Raw genomic sequence first — 19,062 nt, 5'->3', positions numbered from 1 at the left:
ACGGCAGGTCGGTTGCCCTGACCTGCCGCTTGTGACAGACAACGAACGGTTACTCTTCGTCGTCTGTTTCCGGTGCGTCGTCGTCGCTGTCGACTTCCGGCGCGATATCGTCTTCGCCTTCTGCCACGCTGCCGTCGATGGCGTCGAGTTCTTCCTCTTCCACCGGTTCAGCGACGCGCTGCAGGCCGACCACGTTTTCATCTTCCGCGGTACGAATCAGGATCACGCCCTGCGTATTACGGCCCACCACGCTGACTTCCGACACGCGGGTACGCACCAGCGTACCGGCATCGGTGATCATCATGATCTGATCGCTATCCACCACCTGTACCGCGCCAACCACTGGCCCGTTACGCTCGGTGACTTTAATCGAGATCACGCCCTGCGTGGCGCGCGATTTGGTCGGATACTCGCTGTTAGCAGTACGCTTGCCGTAGCCGTTCTGCGTTACGGTGAGAATCGCGCCCTCTTCACGTGGCACAATCAGCGACACCACTTTGTCGCCTTCGGCCAGCCTGATGCCGCGTACGCCCGAAGCCGAACGGCCCATGGCGCGCACCGCGCTCTCCGCGAAGCGCACCACTTTACCGGCGGCAGAGAACAGCATCGCTTCGTCGTTACCGTTGGTCAGCGCCACGCCAATCAACTCATCGTCTTCACGCAGGTTGATGGCAATGATGCCGGCACTGCGCGGACGGCTGAACTCCTGCAGCGCAGTTTTCTTCACGGTACCGTCTGCGGTCGCCATGAAGATGTTGAAGCCTTCGGTGTATTCGCGCACTGGCAGAATCGCGGTGATACGCTCGTTGGCTTCCAGCGGCAGCAGGTTGACGATTGGACGACCGCGCGCGCCACGGCTGGCTTCCGGCAGCTGATAGACCTTCATCCAGTAGAGGCGGCCACGGCTGGAGAAGCACAGAATGGTGTCGTGGGTGTTGGCCACCAGCAGACGATCGATAAAGTCTTCTTCTTTAATGCGCGCCGCCGATTTGCCCTTACCGCCGCGACGCTGGGCTTCATAGTCTGACAGCGGCTGGTATTTGACGTAGCCCTGATGCGACAGGGTGACCACCACATCTTCCTGGTTGATCAGGTCTTCGATGTTGATGTCAGCGCTGTTAGCGGTGATTTCCGTACGGCGCGCATCGCCAAACTGATCGCGCATCGCCACCAGCTCTTCACGGATCACTTCCATCAGGCGCTCGGCGCTCTGCAGGATGTGAATCAGTTCGGCGATCTGGTCCAGCAGCTCTTTGTACTCGTCGAGCAGTTTTTCATGCTCAAGGCCGGTCAGTTTCTGCAGACGCAGATCAAGAATGGCCTGTGCCTGCTGCTCGGTCAGGTAGTAGCGACCGTCGCGAATACCGAACTCCGCTTCCAGCCACTCCGGACGCGCGGCGTCGTCACCGGCACGTTCCAGCATGGCGGCGACGTTGCCGAGATCCCACGACTGCGCCAGCAGGCCGCTTTTCGCTTCGGCTGGCGTCGGAGCCCGACGAATCAGCTCGATAATCGGATCGATGTTGGCCAGCGCAATCGCCAGACCTTCAAGGATGTGCGCACGATCGCGCGCTTTACGCAGTTCGAAGATGGTACGACGCGTCACCACTTCACGGCGGTGGCGAACGAAGGCTTCAATAATCTCCTTCAGCGTCATGATCTTCGGCTGGCCCTGATGCAGGGCAACCATGTTGATGCCGAAAGAGACCTGCAGCTGCGTCAGCGAGTAGAGGTTGTTGAGCACCACTTCGCCGACCGCATCGCGTTTCACTTCAATGACGATACGCATGCCGTCTTTATCAGATTCGTCACGCAGGCCGCTGATGCCCTCAACGCGCTTCTCTTTCACCAGCTCAGCAATTTTCTCGATCAGGCGCGCTTTGTTCACCTGATACGGGATTTCATTGACGATGATGGTTTCACGACCGGTTTTGGCGTCGGTTTCGATCTCGCCACGCGCGCGGATGTAAATTTTACCGCGCCCGGTGCGGTAGGCTTCTTCAATGCCACGACGACCGTTGATAAAGGCGGCGGTCGGGAAATCCGGCCCGGTAATGTGCTCCATCAGCCCTTCGACGCTGATGTTTTCATCTTCGATAAACGCCAGACAGCCGTTGATCACTTCCGTCAGGTTGTGAGGCGGAATGTTGGTCGCCATGCCGACGGCAATACCGGAGGAGCCGTTGATCAGCAGGTTAGGAATTTTGGTCGGCAGGACTTCTGGGATCTGCTCGGTGCCGTCATAGTTCGGCACAAAGTCGACCGTCTCTTTTTCCAGGTCAGCCAGCAGTTCAGAGGAGATCTTCGCCATGCGCACTTCGGTATAACGCATCGCTGCGGCGGAGTCGCCGTCGACCGAACCGAAGTTACCCTGACCGTCGACCAGCATGTAGCGCAGGGAAAACGGCTGGGCCATGCGCACGATACTTTCGTACACTGCGGAGTCACCGTGTGGGTGATATTTACCGATAACGTCACCGACCACACGGGCAGATTTTTTATAGGGTTTGTTCCAGTCGTTACCCAGTTCGCTCATGGCAAAAAGCACACGGCGATGCACCGGCTTCAGGCCATCACGTACATCGGGTAAGGCTCGGCCAACGATGACCGACATGGCGTAATCGAGGTAGGAGTTTTTCAACTCTTCTTCGATATTGACCGGTGTAATTTCTCTCGCAAGGTCGCTCATGGAGCCGCTATCCCTCTACATAATCCCGGATTTTAAAGGTGCGAAAGTATATCACATCGCTTGCGTGCGGTGAACGTAAAGCAGGGTTTTGTGGCGCTTTTCCTTTGCGCTGAGAGATGCCTCGCAGGGTTTATACGTTTATACTGGTGGCATATTTTGTCAGGAGTCATGATTCAATGAATGAACAACCGCAGGAAAGCCGCCAGAACGTTGACCACGCCGAAATTGCCAAGTTTGAGGCGGTTGCATCACGCTGGTGGGATTTAGAGGGTGAATTTAAGCCGTTGCACCGCATCAATCCCCTGCGTCTTGGCTGGATTGCCCAGCACAGCCATGGGCTGTTCGGTAAGAAAGTGCTGGATGTCGGCTGCGGCGGCGGCATTCTCGCCGAGAGCATGGCGCGTGAAGGGGCGGAGGTCACCGGTCTGGATATGGGCGCCGAGCCGCTGGAGATCGCGCGTCTGCACGCGCTGGAGAGCGGCGTGAGCGTCAATTACGTGCAGCAGACGGTTGAAGCCCATGCGGCCAGCCATGCCGGTCAGTACGACGTGGTGACCTGTATGGAGATGCTGGAACACGTGCCGGATCCGCGTTCCGTGGTGCTGGCCTGCGCGCAGCTGGTGAAACCGGGCGGCGAGGTGTTTTTCTCCACTATCAACCGTAACCCCAAAGCCTGGCTGCTGGCGGTGTTTGGTGCTGAATACGTGCTGCGCATGGTGCCGCGCGGTACCCATGACGTGAAAAAATTTATTCGTCCTGCCGAGCTGCTGAACTGGGTGGACGAAACCGCCCTGCGTGAACGCAATATGACTGGCCTGCACTACAATCCGCTGACCAATCAGTTCCGCCTTGGCCGCGGGGTGGACGTCAATTATATGGTGCATACCCACCGTCAGGCATAAACGACCTGTTTCGCCTGCCCGTGGGCAGCGCTGTTGTAGCGGCGTGATTTATTACGCGAGAAATCGCGCCGCTATGGAATCTACGACCAGCAATTTACCCAACTGAACGGCATAACGCTCTACAAACTGCCAGTCCTCCTTTCACTTCCGACCGCCCCCGGTTTATCACGCGCTGGCCCTATCCAGATCAATTTCCTTTTAGACGCTGCGATGCGCTTTTTGTAAGGTGAAAAGGTCATAAAAAATTCATAAGCAAACGCAGATAAGTTCGCTGCTGACGGAGCGGCGCGGGCTTTTTTCGCCTGGGAAATTTCCCGAATCGCAGCGGTTGAGCAATAAACACGCGCTCGATCAAAAATTGAAAAAAAACCTGTTATCCGTTGACACCAGGTGCAGGCCTTGTGGCGTGGGGATCCAGGATTTTCCCCACCCCCCAGGGCGTAAAATTTTGTGAAAATCAACTCTTGTGATGATCCGATTGCTGACTAGAATACTCACCATATTGTTGTTCAAACTTTCCGCACCCCCTATATATAGTGTTTATCCACAGGCTTACTCACAATGAGCCGCCTGTGAATAGACGGGGGATAATTTTGTATTTCATGGACAGGTAAACACGCGACATGAACCAAAGTCTGCTCGTTACGAAACGCGATGGCCGCCAGGAGCGCATCGACCTCGATAAGATTCACCGGGTGCTGGACTGGGCAGCTGAAGGGCTGAACAATGTCTCCGTCTCGCAGGTTGAGTTGCGTTCGCACATCCAGTTTTACGATGGCATCAAAACCTCGGACATTCACGAGACCATCATCAAAGCGGCTGCCGATTTGATCTCCCGTGACGCGCCTGATTACCAGTACCTGGCCGCGCGTCTGGCGATCTTCCACCTGCGTAAAAAAGCGTACGGTCAGTTTGAGCCACCGAAGCTGTACGACCAGGTAGTGAAAATGGTCGAGATGGGCAAATACGATCGCCATCTGCTGGAAGACTACAGCACCGAAGAGTTTGAGCAGATGGACGCCTTCATCGACCACTGGCGCGACATGAACTTCTCCTACGCGGCGGTGAAGCAGCTGGAAGGCAAATATCTGGTGCAGAACCGCGTCAGCGGTGAAATCTACGAGAGCGCCCAGTTCCTGTATATTCTGGTCGCCGCCTGCCTGTTCTCCGGCTATCCGCGCGATACGCGCATGGATTACATCAAGCGTTTTTACGATGCGATCTCCACGTTCAAGATCTCGCTGCCTACGCCTATCATGTCCGGCGTGCGCACCCCGACCCGTCAGTTCAGCTCCTGCGTACTGATCGAGTGCGGCGACAGCCTGGATTCCATCAACGCCACCTCCAGCGCTATTGTGAAATATGTGTCACAGCGTGCCGGCATCGGCATCAACGCGGGCCGCATTCGTGCGCTCGGCAGCCCGATCCGCGGCGGTGAAGCGTTCCACACCGGCTGTATCCCGTTCTATAAGCACTTCCAGACGGCGGTGAAATCCTGCTCGCAGGGCGGCGTGCGCGGCGGTGCGGCAACGCTGTTCTACCCGATGTGGCATCTGGAAGTGGAAAGCCTGCTGGTGTTGAAAAACAACCGCGGCGTCGAAGGCAACCGCGTGCGTCACATGGATTACGGCGTGCAAATCAACAAGCTGATGTACACCCGCCTGCTGAAAGGCGAAGACATCACCCTGTTCAGCCCGTCCGACGTGCCAGGCCTGTATGACGCGTTCTTCGCCGATCAGGATGAGTTTGAGCGTCTGTATACCAAATATGAGAAGGACGACAGCATCCGCAAGCAGCGCGTGAAAGCCGTCGACCTGTTCTCGCTGATGATGCAGGAACGAGCCTCAACCGGCCGTATCTACGTGCAGAACGTTGACCACTGCAACACTCACAGCCCGTTCGATCCGGCCATTGCGCCAGTGCGTCAGTCTAACCTGTGCCTGGAGATTGCGCTGCCGACCAAACCGCTGGAAGACGTCAACGACGAAAGCGGCGAGATTGCGCTGTGCACCCTGTCCGCCTTTAACCTCGGCGCGATTGAAAGCCTTGACGATCTGGAAGAGCTGGCGACGCTGGCAGTACGCGCGCTGGATGCCCTGCTCGATTACCAGGATTACCCGATTCCGGCGGCAAAACGCGGTGCGATGGGTCGTCGTACCCTGGGTATTGGCGTGATCAACTACGCCTATTACCTGGCGAAACACGGTGTGCGCTACTCCGACGGCAGCGCCAACAACCTGACGCACAAAACCTTTGAAGCCATTCAGTACTGGCTGCTGAAAGCCTCCAACGAGCTGGCGAAAGAGCAAGGTGCCTGCCCGTGGTTTAAAGAGACCACTTATTCGCAGGGCATTCTGCCGATCGATACCTATAAAAAGGATCTCGACAGCGTATGTAATGAGCCGCTGCACCTTGACTGGGAAGCGCTGCGTGAGTCGATTAAAACCCACGGCCTGCGCAACTCCACGCTGTCTGCACTGATGCCGTCTGAGACCTCTTCGCAGATTTCGAACGCCACCAACGGTATCGAGCCGCCGCGCGGTCACATCAGTATCAAAGCGTCGAAAGACGGGATTCTGCGCCAGGTGGTGCCGGAGTATGAGCGTCTGAAAGATCAGTACGAACTGCTGTGGGAGATGCCATCAAACGACGGCTATCTGCAGCTGGTTGGCGTGATGCAGAAGTTTATCGATCAGGCGATTTCATCGAACACCAACTATGATCCAGGCCGTTTCGCCAATGGCAAAGTGCCGATGAAACAGCTGCTGAAAGATCTGCTGACCGCATACAAATTTGGCGTGAAGACCCTGTACTACCAAAACACCCGTGACGGTGCCGAGGATGCGCAGGACGATCTGGCGCCGTCTATTCAGGACGATGGCTGCGAAAGCGGCGCCTGTAAAATTTGATCGAAAGGCGCCTGCGGGCGCCTTATCGTGTCTGGGCCAGCAGCGGCTGGCCCGTTTCACTTTTGGACTTAGTCATGGCTTACACTACTTTCTCACAGAACAAAAATGACCAGCTGAAAGAGCCGATGTTCTTCGGCCAGTCAGTGAACGTTGCCCGTTTCGACCAGCAGAAATACGACATCTTTGAAAAGCTGATCGAGAAGCAGCTCTCTTTCTTCTGGCGTCCGGAAGAGGTTGACGTCTCGCGCGATCGCATCGACTATCAGGCGCTGCCGGAGCACGAGAAGCACATCTTCATCAGTAACCTGAAGTATCAGACGCTGCTGGATTCCATTCAGGGCCGCAGCCCGAACGTAGCGCTGCTGCCGCTGATCTCGATTCCCGAGCTGGAAACCTGGGTGGAAACCTGGGCGTTCTCCGAGACCATCCACTCACGCTCGTACACCCACATCATCCGTAATATCGTCAACGATCCGTCACTGGTGTTTGATGACATCGTGACTAACGAGCAGATTCTGGCGCGCGCGCAGGATATCTCGAAGTATTACGATGATCTGATCGAGATGACCAACTACTGGCATCTGCTGGGTGAAGGCACGCATCAGGTGGCGGGCAAGAGCGTGACCGTGAATCTGCGTGCGCTGAAGAAGCAACTGTATATCTGCTTGATGAGCGTTAACGCGCTGGAAGCGATTCGCTTCTACGTCAGCTTTGCCTGCTCATTCGCCTTCGCCGAGCGCGAACTGATGGAAGGCAACGCCAAGATTATTCGTCTGATCGCCCGTGACGAAGCGCTGCACCTGACCGGCACCCAGCATATGCTGAACCTGATGCGTACCGGTGAAGACGATCCTGAAATGAAAGAGATCGCCGCCGAGTGCCGCGACGAGTGCTTCGACCTGTTTAAGAAAGCAGCCGAGCAGGAAAAAGAGTGGGCTGAGTATCTGTTCAGCGGCGGCTCAATGATTGGTCTGAACAAGGACATTCTGTGCCAGTACATTGAGTACATCACCAATATCCGCATGCAGGCAGTGGGCCTTGATCTGCCGTTCCAGACGCGTTCTAACCCGATTCCATGGATTAACTCGTGGCTGGTGTCAGATAACGTGCAGGTGGCGCCGCAGGAAGTTGAAGTGAGCTCCTATCTGGTGGGTCAGATCGACTCCGAAGTGGGCGAAGACGACTTCAACGATTTCCAGCTGTAAGCATGAGCCGTTCCGTGGTAATCCTGCGCAGCTCCGGCTCCCGGCTGGAGTGCGCAGACGAACACCCTAATCTGCTGACGACGCTGGAAGCACACAATGTGTGCGTCGAGTTTCAGTGTCGTGAAGGCTACTGCGGCTCCTGCCGCATGCGTCTGCTGAAAGGCGAAGTGGATTATGCGGAAACCCCACTGGCGTTTATTCAGCAGGGCGAGATTCTGCCCTGCTGTTGTAAGGCCAGAGGGGAGATTGAGATCGAGCTGTAACCTGCCGGCCGTACTGCTGAATTCCCTTTTATCGCGTTAAGATCCCGCATGGTCAGAGGGGGAACTGAGCACGCCGGAACGGCAAAACCCGCTCCCTGCGGGCCTCGACACGCGGCATCCCTGCCGCGTGACGTCCGGCTAAGCCCAGCTTCCTCCTCTTCCCTTTCAATTCTGGTACTGCTGTAACAGGCACCCGACAACAGCGACCACCGAATCCAGCAGGGCGTGGGAGGCATAGCCGCTTGCAGCAGCCTCCGCGCCATGGATGGCGCGGCGGCAGACCCCAGGGAAGGGTTTATGCCGGTGCGGCAAGCGGCGATGCCTCTCACGACGCGGCACCCAACACAAAGCGATGCTGATCCCATGGCATCAGCTATCACAAGCCTGGAAAGCGTTAGCTCTTCACCGTCTCCAGGACATCAATCCAGCCGTGACCGGTACTGACTTCACTTCCGTGCAGCCAGCGGCGCAGCATATTCATCGCCATCATCGTCACCACTTTCTGCCGGGTTTCCAGATTGTGCCGCCCATGGGTAAATTTCACCCGCTGGCCCCAGCTGGCTTCCGGGGTGTGCAGCGCAATCGACACTTCCCCTTCCTGCAGATCGCCAACCGACAAGGCCAGCACCGTGCCCTGATGAGCGGCTAACTGACGCGTGCGCGTAACCTGCGCTTCCAGCGACTCCTCACGTGCCGGCAGCAGCTCGGCGGCGCTAAGCGGCACCTGCGCGGCGGCCAGCTGCCAGTGCAGCAACCCGGCCGTGTATTGTTCGCTCAGAGCAAGGCGGAAGCCGCGATCGTGCAGTTCCCGCGCCAGCACGACCGGCAGCCCTTCAAAGCCTTCAAAAATGGTGCACTCGGCCAGCAGTAACTTAACCTGCTGCCACACCTGCTCCATCGCCACGCGCTGGCTGGCCGGGCCGGTCAGTTTGATCTCAATGATGGGCATCGACGAACGGTAGCCCATCACTACGCCTTCCGGCAGCGGCAGCGGTTCAAGCTCGGCGGCGATATCGCTCTCGCCGCGGCCAAAGGTGGTCAGACGCAGGCACAGCGGGGGTTCTGGCAACGTAAAACGCGCCTTAAGACGCGGAATAATCTGCTGCTCAACCATCACTTTGAATTCTGACGGCACGCCGGGCGTAAAGAAAATCCAGCAGCGATTAAGCTGCAGGGCAAACCCACAGGCGGTGCCGACCGGGTTATCGATCAACTCGGCATTGGCCGGAATCTCCGCCTGCTTGCGATTACTGGGTGCCATGAGCCGCCCGCGGCTGGCAAACCAGGCTTCCATCTTCTCCAGCCACGCCTGTTGCAGCACCAATTCGCTGCCGCTGGCGGTGGCCGCTGCCTGGGCGCTGAGATCGTCGCTGGTCGGCCCGAGACCGCCGTTTACGATCAGCACGTCGGCAATCTGACTGCGACTCTGTAGCGCTTCAACCAGCGAGCTCATCGCATCGCCGACCGTGCTGCGACTGGTCATCGGCAGGCCGTGCTGAAACAGCACATCGGCCAGCCACGCGGCGTTGGTATCGACAATCTGCCCATGTAACACTTCATCGCCCGTTGAGAGCATTTCGACACGTATCACGATCTCTTCTCCTTATCCCTGTGGCTTTCACTGTAGGGAGCGCGCAGGCGAAACACAATCGCCACCGGTGCGAAATAGCGGGTTAATCGCGATGCGGAAAGGAAACAGCGGGAAAGCAGGAATCGGGCGCGACGAACATCGCGCCCACGGGGATTAACGGCGCGCCAGCAGCAGGCCAACAAACAGACCGGCAGCCGCACCGATACCAATGCCCTGCCACGGTTTTTCATGCACGTAATCGTCGGCACGATACGCTGCCTGTTTGGCACGATAGTAATAGCTGTCGGACGCCTGGCTCACGCGATTCTTCACGTCTTCCAGCGCCTGCTCGGCTTTCTGCTTCAGTTCGATATATTTCTGGTCCGCCGGATCGCCCGAGGAGCGCAGCACTTCTTCCAGCGTTTCCGTCAGCAGCGCCAGATCGTCATCAAGACGGGTTTCAAATTGATCGGTAGATGACATGTTCACAATCCTCCATGTTTAAATGCGGTGTCGATTAACTATAGTCATAAATTGCGTTTTTGCGCCGCGCCGTCATCCGCTAACTGCGCTTTTTGCCGCGCTGAACGCAAAGTTATGTCATCCGGGGCGTTGCACGCGGAATTGTGCTTCGTTTATTTGATTAATCTGATAAATTTTCAGCGGACTGAATTTTTTATTTTCGCCACTGTCGTAACCCCCTGTAGCCTGACGCTAAATGTCTTGCGACAGCCTCAATACACCCGAGCAGCTAAGGAAAAGATTTCCGGCATGAATCGTAGAAAATTTATGAAAGCGTCCATGGCCCTCTCTGCCGTTAGCGGCATGACCGGGCTCTCCTCGCTGTTTGCGCAGTCCGCCTGGGCCGATGATGGCATCGCCGACGGAACCGCCGTGCGCTTCGATTTCGATGTGCTGAAAAAGAAAGCCGCGGCGCTGGCCAAACAGCCCTGGGGCGGCGCGCCCGGCCCCCTGCCCGCGACCCTGGCCAATCTGACACCGCAGGCGTATAACGAAATTCAGTACGACGCTAACCACTCACTGTGGAACAACATCGCCGACCGCGAGCTGGATGTGCAGTTCTTCCACGTTGGCATGGGCTTTAAGCGCCGCATTCGCATGTTCTCCGTGGACGCCGCCAGCCGCGAGGCGCGGGAAATCCACTTCCGTCCGGAACTGTTTAATTATCACAACGCCAACGTGGATACCCAGCAGCTGGTGGGTAAAACCGACCTCGGCTTTGCCGGTTTCCGCGCCTTTAAAAAACCGGAGCTGGCGCGACGCGACATCGTTTCTTTCCTCGGTGCCAGCTACTTCCGCGCGGTAGATGAAACCTACCAATATGGCCTGTCAGCCCGTGGCGTCGCGGTTAACACCTTCAGCAATGGCCAGGAAGAGTTTCCCGACTTCACGGCCTTCTGGTTCGAGACGCCAAAAGCTGAAGACACCACCTTTGTGGTGTATGCACTGCTGGACGGGGCTAGCGTCACCGGTGCCTACAAGTTCACCATTCACTGCGAAGAAAAACGCGTGGTGATGGAGGTGGAAAACCACCTGTTTGCGCGCAACGAGATTCGTCAGCTCGGTATTGCGCCAATGACCAGCATGTTCAGCTGCGGCACCAACGAGCGCCGCATGTGTAATACCTATCATCCGCAGATTCATGACTCCGATCGCCTGGCGATGTGGAGCGGCAGCGGCGAGTGGATTGCCCGTCCGCTGAATAACCCGCAGCGCCTGCAGTTTAATGCCTATCAGGATGAAAACCCTCGCGGCTTCGGTCTGCTGCAGCTGAATCATGATTTCAAAGATTACCAGGACGTGATTGGCTGGTATGACAAACGCCCCAGCCTGTGGGTAGAGCCGATCGGTAAATGGGGTAAAGGCGCCATCAACCTGATGGAGATCCCGACGACCGGGGAAACACTGGATAACATCGTCTGCTTCTGGCAGCCGGCCGAGCCGGTCAAAGCTGGCAGCGAGTTTAATTTCCAGTACAAACTCTACTGGAGCCAGCTGCCGCCGGTCCGCAGCGGTCTGGCCCGCGTTGATGCCACGCGCACCGGTATTGGTGGCTTCCCGGAAGGCTGGGCACCGGGCGAACACTTCCCGGACCAGTGGTGCCGCCGCTTTGCTATCGATTTCATTGGCGGCGACCTGCAGGCGGCCGCGCCGAAAGGCATCGAACCGGTAATCACCGTGTCGTCCGGCACCTTCAAACAGGTGGAGATTCTCTACGTCGAACCGCTGAAAGGTTACCGTATCCTGTTTGACTGGTATCCGAACAGCGACTCAACCAAACCGGTGGATATGCGCCTGTTCCTGCGCACCAAAGATGAGACGCTGAGCGAAACCTGGCTGTATCAGTACTTCCCGCCACCGCCCGATCAGCGCAAGTACACCGACGACCGACAGATGACGCCGGGCTAACCTGCACGGCGAGGCCAACACCTCGCCGTTAGTTTTTCTGCATGCCGACGTGCGGAATATTATCTTCCAGATAAACGTCCGTGACCGCCCGGAAGCCCAGGCGACCATAAAAGCCTTCCAGATGCGCCTGCGCGGACAGATATACCGCCCGCTGCGGCCAGTGCTGTTCGCAGCTGTTCAGCGCCTGCTCCATCAGCCGATAGCCCAGTTTCAGGCCGCGCGCCTCTTCCGACACAATCACCCGACCAATGGTCACCGGCGAAGAAGCCAGCGCGGGCGTCAGCAGACGCGCATAGGCCAGCAGTTTGCCATCAAGAAAGCCCAGCAGATGGCGGTTATCAGCCGTCAAATCCTGGCCATCTATATCCTGATACGGACAGGCCTGTTCGACGATAAACACCTGATTGCGCAGCGCCAGCACGGTATACAGCTGCTGCGCGGTCAGTTCACTGTGGTGGCAATCAAGCCATTGCATATCCATCATGCTTCCTTGTCTGAGCGAAAAAAGTGATCTTCACAGCCTATCACAGCGCATGCGCTAAACGCAGTGGGCAGCACGTAACAGGGGCGGACACGCGGAGCAATGTGATCAAACTCTCAAATTGCAGGCAAAAAAAATCAGGCCCGCAGGCCTGATTGTGAAGATGACGCGCTGTTTACATCAGCGGCTGGGCCAGCTGCACCAGCGTGATGAGCGGCTGCGGATAAACACCGAGCAGCAACACGAGGATGGCGGAGATCAGCACCACCACACCACCTGCGGTGAACGCCCAGTTGGCCGGGGTATCGCGGGTGTGCAGTTCCGGCGGGCTAAGGTACAGGCTCACCGTAACGCGCAGGTAGTAATACAGACCAATGGCGCTACCGGCGACAACCGCCGCGGTCAGCCACCACAGATGCGCGTTAACACCGGACGCGATGACGTAAAACTTACCGATAAAGCCCAGCGTCATCGGGATGCCGGCCAGCGACAGCATCATCACCGTCATCACGGCGGAGAGAATCGGACGATGCCAGAACAGACCGCGATACGAGTAAAGCGTATCCGCATCCGGACCACGGTACGGGCTCGACATCAGGCTGACCACACCGAAGGCGCCGAGGCTGCTGAACAGGTAACCGGCCAGATAGACACCGGCGGTTTCCAGTGACAGCTGATGGGTTTTCACCGCAATCAGCGCCACCAGCAGATAGCCAAGATGCGCGATAGATGAATAGCCGAGCAGACGCTTGATGTTGCTCTGCGAAATCGCCATCAGGTTACCGAACAGGATCGAGACGAAGGCAATCACACCCAGCACGGTGCGCACCGCTTCACTGTCGGTTACCGGTGCGTACATGAACAGACGCATGATGACCGCAAAGATAGCGATTTTGCTGGCGGTGGCGAGGAAGGTCGAGACCGGAGCCGGCGCGCCCTGATACACGTCTGGCGTCCACAGATGGAACGGCACCAGCGACAGCTTAAAGCCAAGACCGATGATCATCATGCCCAGCCCGACCAGCAGCAGCGGCTGCTGAATCATGCTGTCATTCAGGCTCTTGCCGAGCTGCACAAAGCTCAGGCTGCCGGAATCGGCGTAGACCAGCGCAATACCGAAGATCAGGAACGAGGAAGCTGCAGCCGACAGAATCATGTACTTCAGCGCCGCTTCCAGCGAGCGCTTCTGACGGAAGGCGTAGCCGATAAGACCAAACAGCGGCAGCGACAGCAGTTCGATACCGATGAACAGCGCCGCCAGATGGTTGGCGCTGGCCAGCACGATCCCGCCCAGCGCCGCGATCAGCACCAGCAGATAGAACTCATCTTTGTTATCCGGGAAACCGGCCAGCCACGGATAAGCAAAGGTGCATGTTGCCAGACTCGCCAGCATCACCAGCGCGGTATAGAACATCGAATAGCCATCCACGCGCAACAGCGGCGTGACATCCATGGCGCCCACGTGGCCCACAAACCACAGCGACAGCAGCGCGAGGTTAAGACCGATGACCGTCAGCGTGGCATTAACAAAGTGGTTGCGTCGCCACGCAATGGACAGCATCACAACCACCACCGTCAATCCGACGATTAACAGCGGTAGCAACGCGATCAATTGTTGAGGAGTTATTGTCATGGCGAATTACGGCCTTGTAGTTGAAATTGAAGCGGTAAACCACTGCTGAATATTGCTCATCGCAGCATGGGACGTGTCGAGGATTGGCTGCGGATACACGCCCAGCAGCACCAGCAGCACGACCAGTACACCGATGGTCAGGAATTCGCGCGGCGACATTCCAGCCAGCGGCTCTTTTGATTTGGCTTCGCCGTAGTAAGCGCGCTGCATCATGATCAGCGAGTACACCGAGGCAAATACCAGGCCGAAGGTGGCAATCACGATAATCAACGGCACCACCTGATAGCTGCCGGTCAGAATCATGAACTCACCCACAAAGTTACCGGTGCCCGGCATACCGAGGTTGGCCACGGCAAAGAACAGCGACAGGCCCGGAATCCACTTGATGCGCGACCACAGGCCGCCCATCTGGCGCATGTCACGGGTATGCAGACGTTCATACAGCTGACCGCACAGGATGAACAGCGCCGCGGCCGACAGGCCGTGCGCAATCATCTGCACCACCGCGCCCTGGAACGCCAGCTGGCTGCCGGTGTAGATGGCAATCAGCACGAAGCCCATGTGCGAAATCGAGGTGTAGGCGATCAGACGTTTGATATCGGTCTGCGAGAACGCCATCCAGGCGCCGTAGAAGATACCGATGATGCCGAGCCACATGGCGATCGGCGCGAACTCCGCCGACGCATTCGGGAACAGCGGCAGGCTAAAACGCAGCAGGCCGTAAGCCGCAGTTTTCAGCAGGATACCGGCAAGGTCAACCGAACCAGCGGTCGGTGCCTGGCTGTGGGCATCCGGCAGCCAGCCGTGCAGCGGCACCACCGGCATTTTCACCGCAAAGGCGATGAAGAAGCCGAGCATCAGCAGATACTCAACGGTGTGTGACATCGGGGTTTTCAGCAGCTCTTCATAGCTGAACGTCCAGACGCCAGTGGCGTTGTAGTGCACAAACACCAGCGCCAGAATGGCAATCAGCATCACCAGACCTGACGCCTGGGTGTAGATGAAGAATTTGGTTGCCGCGCTGATACGGGTTTTCCCGTCAGACGCTTTGTGACCCCAGAGCGCGATGAGGAAGTACATCGGCACCAGCATCATTTCCCAGAAGAAGAAGAACAGGAACATGTCGATGGCGAGGAACACGCCGATCACGCCGCCGAGAATCCACATCAGGTTGAGGTGGAAGAAGCCCTGATACTTTTCGATTTCATTCCACGAGCAGAGAACCGCCATCAGACCCAGCAGGCCGGTCAGCACCACCATCAGCAGCGACAGGCCATCCAGCGCCAGATGGAAATTAATGCCAAAGCGCGGGATCCACGACACCAGGAAAGTCGACTGCCACTGCGGCAGGCCCGCAGCCTGCGTCAGCGAATAGCCGCCCTGCAGCCACAGCTGCAGGCCCAGCGCCAGCGTCAGCCCCATGGTGATCAGGGCAATCCAGCGCGGCACCTTCGCGCCAAGGCGCTCAGCCAGCCAGCAAAGCAAGCCCCCAACAAAGGGTATAATTATTAGCCAAGGTAATAACACGGCGTACATTCCCTATTTTCGTCTTCGTTCAGGCTATCTGACGCGCCTGTTTCGCCTCGCCCGCGCGGGCAACGTTCACGTATTACTACGCGCCGGTTGCTGCGCTGGCGAACACCAAACTGACTGCGTTGATCTCACCCGTGCATCAGACAATTTTGAACATTCTTACGTGGGGCGCTAAACCATCGCGCGCCCCGCTCATCAATCGTTAAATCACCAGCATCAGCGCCAGCACCACCACGGCACCGACGCTCATCGACGCGATATACCAGCGCAGATAGCCGTTCTCACTTACCACCAGACCTTTATTACCGATGCGCGACAGCAGCGCCGGCAGGTTCATCAGGGAGTTGAGCGGATCGCGCTGCAGCAGCCAGGCAATGCCAAGGTACGGTTTAACAAATACCTTGTCGTACAGCCAGTCGAAGCCCCAGGCCGCAAACCACCAGGTGCCGAAGAAACGGCCCGGCGCGCTGTTGGCGATGCGGGTGACCAGCTGACGTTTGCCCAGCCACAGCGCGGCGGCAATCAGGATACCGATAATCGCCACGGCACCCGAGGTGATTTCCAGCGCCACTTTGCCGGTTTCACCAAACTCGTTCTGTGGCAGCACGCCCGCCAGCGGAGGCGTAATCAGCGCGCCAACGAAAGTCGAGAGCACCAGCAGCACAATCAGCGGCAGGTGATGCGTAATGCCTTTACCGGCATGCGCATGAATTTTCTCTTCGCCGTGGAACACGATGAAGATCATGCGGAAGGTGTAGATTGAGGTAAGGAATGCACCCACCAGACCGGCGACCATCAGATTGATGTGACCGTTAGCCAGCGCACCGAACAGAATCTCGTCCTTACTGTAGAAGCCGGCGGTAATCAGCGGCAGCGCGGCCAGCGCGGCACCGCCCACCAGGAAGCAGACATACACCAGCGGGATGCTCTTACGCAGACCGCCCATTTTGAAAATGTTCTGCTCGTGATGACAGGCCAGAATCACGGAACCGGAGGAGAGGAACAGCAGCGCCTTGAAGAACGCATGGGTCATCAGGTGGAAAATCGCGGCGTCCCACGCCTGTACGCCCAGCGCCAGGAACATGTAGCCGATCTGACTCATGGTGGAGTATGCCAGCACGCGTTTGATGTCGGTCTGCACCAGCGCGGCGAAGCCCGCCAGCACCAGCGTAATCGCACCAACAATACCCACCAGATGCAGCACTTCCGGCGTCAGCAGGAACAGACCGTGGGTGCGGGCAATCAGATAGACGCCTGCGGTTACCATGGTGGCAGCGTGGATCAGCGCGGAGACCGGCGTCGGACCGGCCATCGCATCGGCCAGCCACGTCTGCAGCGGCAGCTGTGCCGATTTACCCACGGCACCGCCCAGCAGCATCAGCGTCGCCCACTGCAGCATGTGGTTGTCCGCCGCGAAGTGCGCCGGGGCCAGCTCCATCAGCTCACGGAAGTTCAGCGTACCCAGCTCGTTGTAGAGAATGAACAACGCAAAGGCGAGGAACACGTCACCGACACGGGTGATGATGAAGGCTTTCATCGCCGCTTTGCCGTTTTCCGGATTGCTGTAGTAGAAGCCAATCAGCAGGTAGGAACACAGCCCTACCCCTTCCCAGCCCAGGTACATCAGCATCAGGTTATCGGCCAGCACCAGCACCACCATGCTCGCGATGAACAGGTTGGTGTAAGCGAAGAAGCGTGAATAGCCCTCTTCACCGCGCATGTACCACGAAGCGAACATGTGGATGAAGAAGCCGACGCCGGTAACCACCGACAGCATGGTCAGCGACAGACCGTCCAGCACCAGGTTCACTTTGATGTCAAAGTTACCCACGTGCATCCAGGTCCACAGCGCCTGGGTAAATGGCTGCTGGCCCTGACTGAAGAAGTCCACACCCACAAATACGGTGGTCAGCGCCGCAAGGCCCACTGACCCCATCCCCACCGCAGCCGACAGGTTCTCCGACCAGCGACCACGGGAAAACGCCAATAGCAGGAAGCCAATCAGCGGAAATAATACGGTTAAATAGAGAAGATTCATCCGCGCATCTCGCTCACTGTGTCAATGTTCAGCGTCTGACGACGACGATAGAGCTGGAGCAGCAGCGCCAGACCAATACTGGCTTCCGCCGCCGCGAGGCTGATTGCCAGGATATACATCACCTGACCGTCGGCTTGTCCCCAGTAGCTGCCTGCCACCACCAGCGCCAGCGCCGCGGCGTTGATCATGATCTCCAGACCGATCAGCATAAACAGCAGGTTGCGGCGCAGTACCAGCGAGGTCAGGCCGAGAACAAACAGCACAGCAGCCAGAATCAGGCCGTGTTGTAACGGGATCATGCGTGCTCCTCCTTATTGGCCGCCGCGTCTGACACGCGGTTGCTCAGCACTTCGCCCTGACGATCTTCACGTCCGATATGGAACGCCACCACCAGACCGGCCAGCAGCAGCATTGACGCCAGCTCAACCGCCAGAACATACGGGCCAAACAGACTGATGCCCACCGCTTTGGCATCGATGACGGTGCCATCAATACCCTGGTCGGTTGCGGTCAGGATGGCGTAGATCATCACCACCAGCAGCAGCAGCGAGACAATGCCCGGACCGATCCACAGCGACGGCTTCAGCCATTCGCGCTCCTGATCCTGCTGGGTTTTACCCAGGTTGAGCATCATCACCACGAACACAAACAGCACCATGATGGCACCGGCATAGACGATGATCTCCAGCGCACCGGCAAAATAGGCACCCATTGAGAAGAACACGCCGGCAATCGACAGCAGCGAAACAATCAGGTACAGCAGCGCATGTACCGGATTGGTGTGGGTGATGACGCGCAATGTCGTCAGCACCGCCACCAGTCCGCAAAGATAAAACGCAAATTCCATACCTGGCTCCTTAAGGTAATAAGCCTTTAACGTCGATCGGTTTGGCTTCGTTTTCCGCGTCGCCTTTGTCTTTACCGTCGATCGCCATACCTGCCATGCGGTAGAAGTTGTACTCCGGATATTTACCCGGGCCGGAAATCAGCAGGTCTTCCTTCTCATACACCAGATCCTGACGCTTGAACTCACCGAGTTCGAAGTCCGGCGTCAGCTGAATCGCGGTGGTCGGGCACGCTTCTTCACATAAACCACAGAAGATGCAGCGCGAGAAGTTGATGCGGAAAAATTCCGGATACCAGCGGCCATCCTGCATCTCCGCTTTCTGCAGCGAAATACAGCCGACCGGGCAGGCAACGGCGCACAGGTTACAGGCTACGCAGCGCTCTTCGCCGTCCGGATCGCGCGTCAGCACGATACGGCCACGGTAGCGCGGCGGCAGATAAACCGGCTCCTCCGGATACATCTGGGTTTCGCGTTTGGCGAAGGCATGCATGCCAATCATCCAGATACTGCGCACTGTCGTGCCGAAGCCAACGACAATATCTTTTAAAGTCATCTCAAAACC

At 57.6% G+C, this 19,062-nt stretch carries 15 protein-coding genes; 5 read left to right on the top strand and 10 right to left on the bottom strand.

What is annotated here, in order from left to right:
• Positions 1 to 49: 49 nt before the first annotated feature.
• The gene (gyrA, locus tag K7H94_RS06390) at positions 50 to 2,689 is read right to left on the bottom strand and encodes a DNA topoisomerase (ATP-hydrolyzing) subunit A (protein ID WP_021509233.1); all 2,640 of its coding nucleotides are present in this window, start codon (positions 2,687 to 2,689) and stop codon (positions 50 to 52) included.
• 176 nt (positions 2,690 to 2,865) lie between these two features.
• On the opposite strand from gyrA, the gene ubiG reads away from it, so the two are divergent.
• The 4 genes from ubiG (at position 2,866) to yfaE (ending at position 7,968) form a co-directional block, all read left to right on the top strand.
• Entirely contained in the window at positions 2,866 to 3,591 is a 726-nt protein-coding gene (ubiG, locus tag K7H94_RS06385) for a bifunctional 2-polyprenyl-6-hydroxyphenol methylase/3-demethylubiquinol 3-O-methyltransferase UbiG (RefSeq protein ID WP_021509232.1), read from the top strand.
• Between the two features lie 623 nt (positions 3,592 to 4,214).
• The gene (gene nrdA, locus K7H94_RS06380; protein WP_222951816.1) at positions 4,215 to 6,500 is read left to right on the top strand and encodes a class 1a ribonucleoside-diphosphate reductase subunit alpha; all 2,286 of its coding nucleotides are present in this window, start codon (positions 4,215 to 4,217) and stop codon (positions 6,498 to 6,500) included.
• A 74-nt stretch (positions 6,501 to 6,574) separates the two neighbouring features.
• Positions 6,575 to 7,705, top strand: a complete 1,131-nt coding sequence (gene nrdB / locus K7H94_RS06375; RefSeq protein ID WP_021509230.1) for a class Ia ribonucleoside-diphosphate reductase subunit beta — start codon at positions 6,575 to 6,577, stop codon at positions 7,703 to 7,705.
• Between the two features lie 2 nt (positions 7,706 to 7,707).
• Entirely contained in the window at positions 7,708 to 7,968 is a 261-nt protein-coding gene (gene yfaE, locus K7H94_RS06370) for a class I ribonucleotide reductase maintenance protein YfaE (RefSeq protein ID WP_021509229.1), read from the top strand.
• A gap of 394 nt (positions 7,969 to 8,362) precedes the next feature.
• On the opposite strand, the gene K7H94_RS06365 is transcribed toward yfaE, so the two are convergent.
• Together K7H94_RS06365 and elaB are read right to left on the bottom strand one after the other, a co-directional pair.
• On the bottom strand, positions 8,363 to 9,559 hold the full coding sequence (locus tag K7H94_RS06365) for a nicotinamide mononucleotide deamidase-related protein YfaY (RefSeq protein ID WP_222951815.1): 1,197 nt from the start codon (positions 9,557 to 9,559) through the stop codon (positions 8,363 to 8,365).
• Between the two features lie 153 nt (positions 9,560 to 9,712).
• A complete protein-coding gene (gene elaB / locus K7H94_RS06360) occupies positions 9,713 to 10,021 on the bottom strand; it encodes a stress response protein ElaB (RefSeq protein WP_021509227.1) in 309 nt (102 codons plus the stop codon).
• A gap of 288 nt (positions 10,022 to 10,309) precedes the next feature.
• On the opposite strand from elaB, the gene K7H94_RS06355 reads away from it, so the two are divergent.
• A complete protein-coding gene (locus tag K7H94_RS06355) occupies positions 10,310 to 11,968 on the top strand; it encodes a glucan biosynthesis protein D (protein WP_031280040.1) in 1,659 nt (552 codons plus the stop codon).
• A gap of 28 nt (positions 11,969 to 11,996) precedes the next feature.
• On the opposite strand, the gene K7H94_RS06350 is transcribed toward K7H94_RS06355, so the two are convergent.
• The 7 genes from K7H94_RS06350 to nuoI all read right to left on the bottom strand — a co-directional run bounded on the left by K7H94_RS06350 (position 11,997) and on the right by nuoI (position 19,053).
• On the bottom strand, positions 11,997 to 12,449 hold the full coding sequence (locus K7H94_RS06350) for a GNAT family N-acetyltransferase (RefSeq protein WP_021509225.1): 453 nt from the start codon (positions 12,447 to 12,449) through the stop codon (positions 11,997 to 11,999).
• Positions 12,450 to 12,624: 175 nt separating this feature from the next.
• Positions 12,625 to 14,082: an NADH-quinone oxidoreductase subunit NuoN gene (nuoN, locus tag K7H94_RS06345; protein ID WP_031280039.1), complete on the bottom strand. Its 1,458-nt coding sequence runs from the start codon at positions 14,080 to 14,082 to the stop codon at positions 12,625 to 12,627.
• Between the two features lie 6 nt (positions 14,083 to 14,088).
• A complete protein-coding gene (gene nuoM / locus K7H94_RS06340) occupies positions 14,089 to 15,609 on the bottom strand; it encodes an NADH-quinone oxidoreductase subunit M (RefSeq protein WP_031280038.1) in 1,521 nt (506 codons plus the stop codon).
• A 208-nt stretch (positions 15,610 to 15,817) separates the two neighbouring features.
• Positions 15,818 to 17,653: an NADH-quinone oxidoreductase subunit L gene (gene nuoL / locus K7H94_RS06335; protein ID WP_150058691.1), complete on the bottom strand. Its 1,836-nt coding sequence runs from the start codon at positions 17,651 to 17,653 to the stop codon at positions 15,818 to 15,820.
• On the bottom strand, positions 17,650 to 17,952 hold the full coding sequence (gene nuoK, locus K7H94_RS06330; protein ID WP_013509877.1) for an NADH-quinone oxidoreductase subunit NuoK: 303 nt from the start codon (positions 17,950 to 17,952) through the stop codon (positions 17,650 to 17,652). Before nuoK ends, nuoL begins: the two co-directional genes overlap by 4 nt.
• Entirely contained in the window at positions 17,949 to 18,500 is a 552-nt protein-coding gene (gene nuoJ / locus K7H94_RS06325) for an NADH-quinone oxidoreductase subunit J (RefSeq protein WP_021509221.1), read from the bottom strand. Before nuoJ ends, nuoK begins: the two co-directional genes overlap by 4 nt.
• 10 nt (positions 18,501 to 18,510) lie before the next feature.
• Positions 18,511 to 19,053: an NADH-quinone oxidoreductase subunit NuoI gene (gene nuoI, locus K7H94_RS06320; RefSeq protein WP_021509220.1), complete on the bottom strand. Its 543-nt coding sequence runs from the start codon at positions 19,051 to 19,053 to the stop codon at positions 18,511 to 18,513.
• Between the last annotated feature and the right edge of the window lie 9 nt (positions 19,054 to 19,062).

It is taken from the genome of Pantoea dispersa (assembly GCF_019890955.1).
GTDB lineage: Bacteria > Pseudomonadota > Gammaproteobacteria > Enterobacterales > Enterobacteriaceae > Pantoea > Pantoea dispersa.
This window is presented reverse-complemented; position numbering and strand designations above follow the sequence as displayed.

Bases quoted from the DNA above. Each gene is read 5' to 3' on its own strand.
- K7H94_RS06355 (WP_031280040.1), top strand. From the start codon at position 10,310: ATGAATCGTAGAAAATTTATGAAAGCGTCCATGGCCCTCTCTGCCGTT.
- elaB (WP_021509227.1), bottom strand. From the start codon at position 10,021: ATGTCATCTACCGATCAATTTGAAACCCGTCTTGATGACGATCTGGCG.
- nrdB (WP_021509230.1), top strand. From the start codon at position 6,575: ATGGCTTACACTACTTTCTCACAGAACAAAAATGACCAGCTGAAAGAG.
- K7H94_RS06350 (WP_021509225.1), bottom strand. From the start codon at position 12,449: ATGGATATGCAATGGCTTGATTGCCACCACAGTGAACTGACCGCGCAG.
- ubiG (WP_021509232.1), top strand. From the start codon at position 2,866: ATGAATGAACAACCGCAGGAAAGCCGCCAGAACGTTGACCACGCCGAA.
- gyrA (WP_021509233.1), bottom strand. From the start codon at position 2,689: ATGAGCGACCTTGCGAGAGAAATTACACCGGTCAATATCGAAGAAGAG.
- nuoL (WP_150058691.1), bottom strand. From the start codon at position 17,653: ATGAATCTTCTCTATTTAACCGTATTATTTCCGCTGATTGGCTTCCTG.
- nuoK (WP_013509877.1), bottom strand. From the start codon at position 17,952: ATGATCCCGTTACAACACGGCCTGATTCTGGCTGCTGTGCTGTTTGTT.
- yfaE (WP_021509229.1), top strand. From the start codon at position 7,708: ATGAGCCGTTCCGTGGTAATCCTGCGCAGCTCCGGCTCCCGGCTGGAG.
- nuoI (WP_021509220.1), bottom strand. From the start codon at position 19,053: ATGACTTTAAAAGATATTGTCGTTGGCTTCGGCACGACAGTGCGCAGT.
- nuoN (WP_031280039.1), bottom strand. From the start codon at position 14,082: ATGACAATAACTCCTCAACAATTGATCGCGTTGCTACCGCTGTTAATC.
- nuoJ (WP_021509221.1), bottom strand. From the start codon at position 18,500: ATGGAATTTGCGTTTTATCTTTGCGGACTGGTGGCGGTGCTGACGACA.
- nrdA (WP_222951816.1), top strand. From the start codon at position 4,215: ATGAACCAAAGTCTGCTCGTTACGAAACGCGATGGCCGCCAGGAGCGC.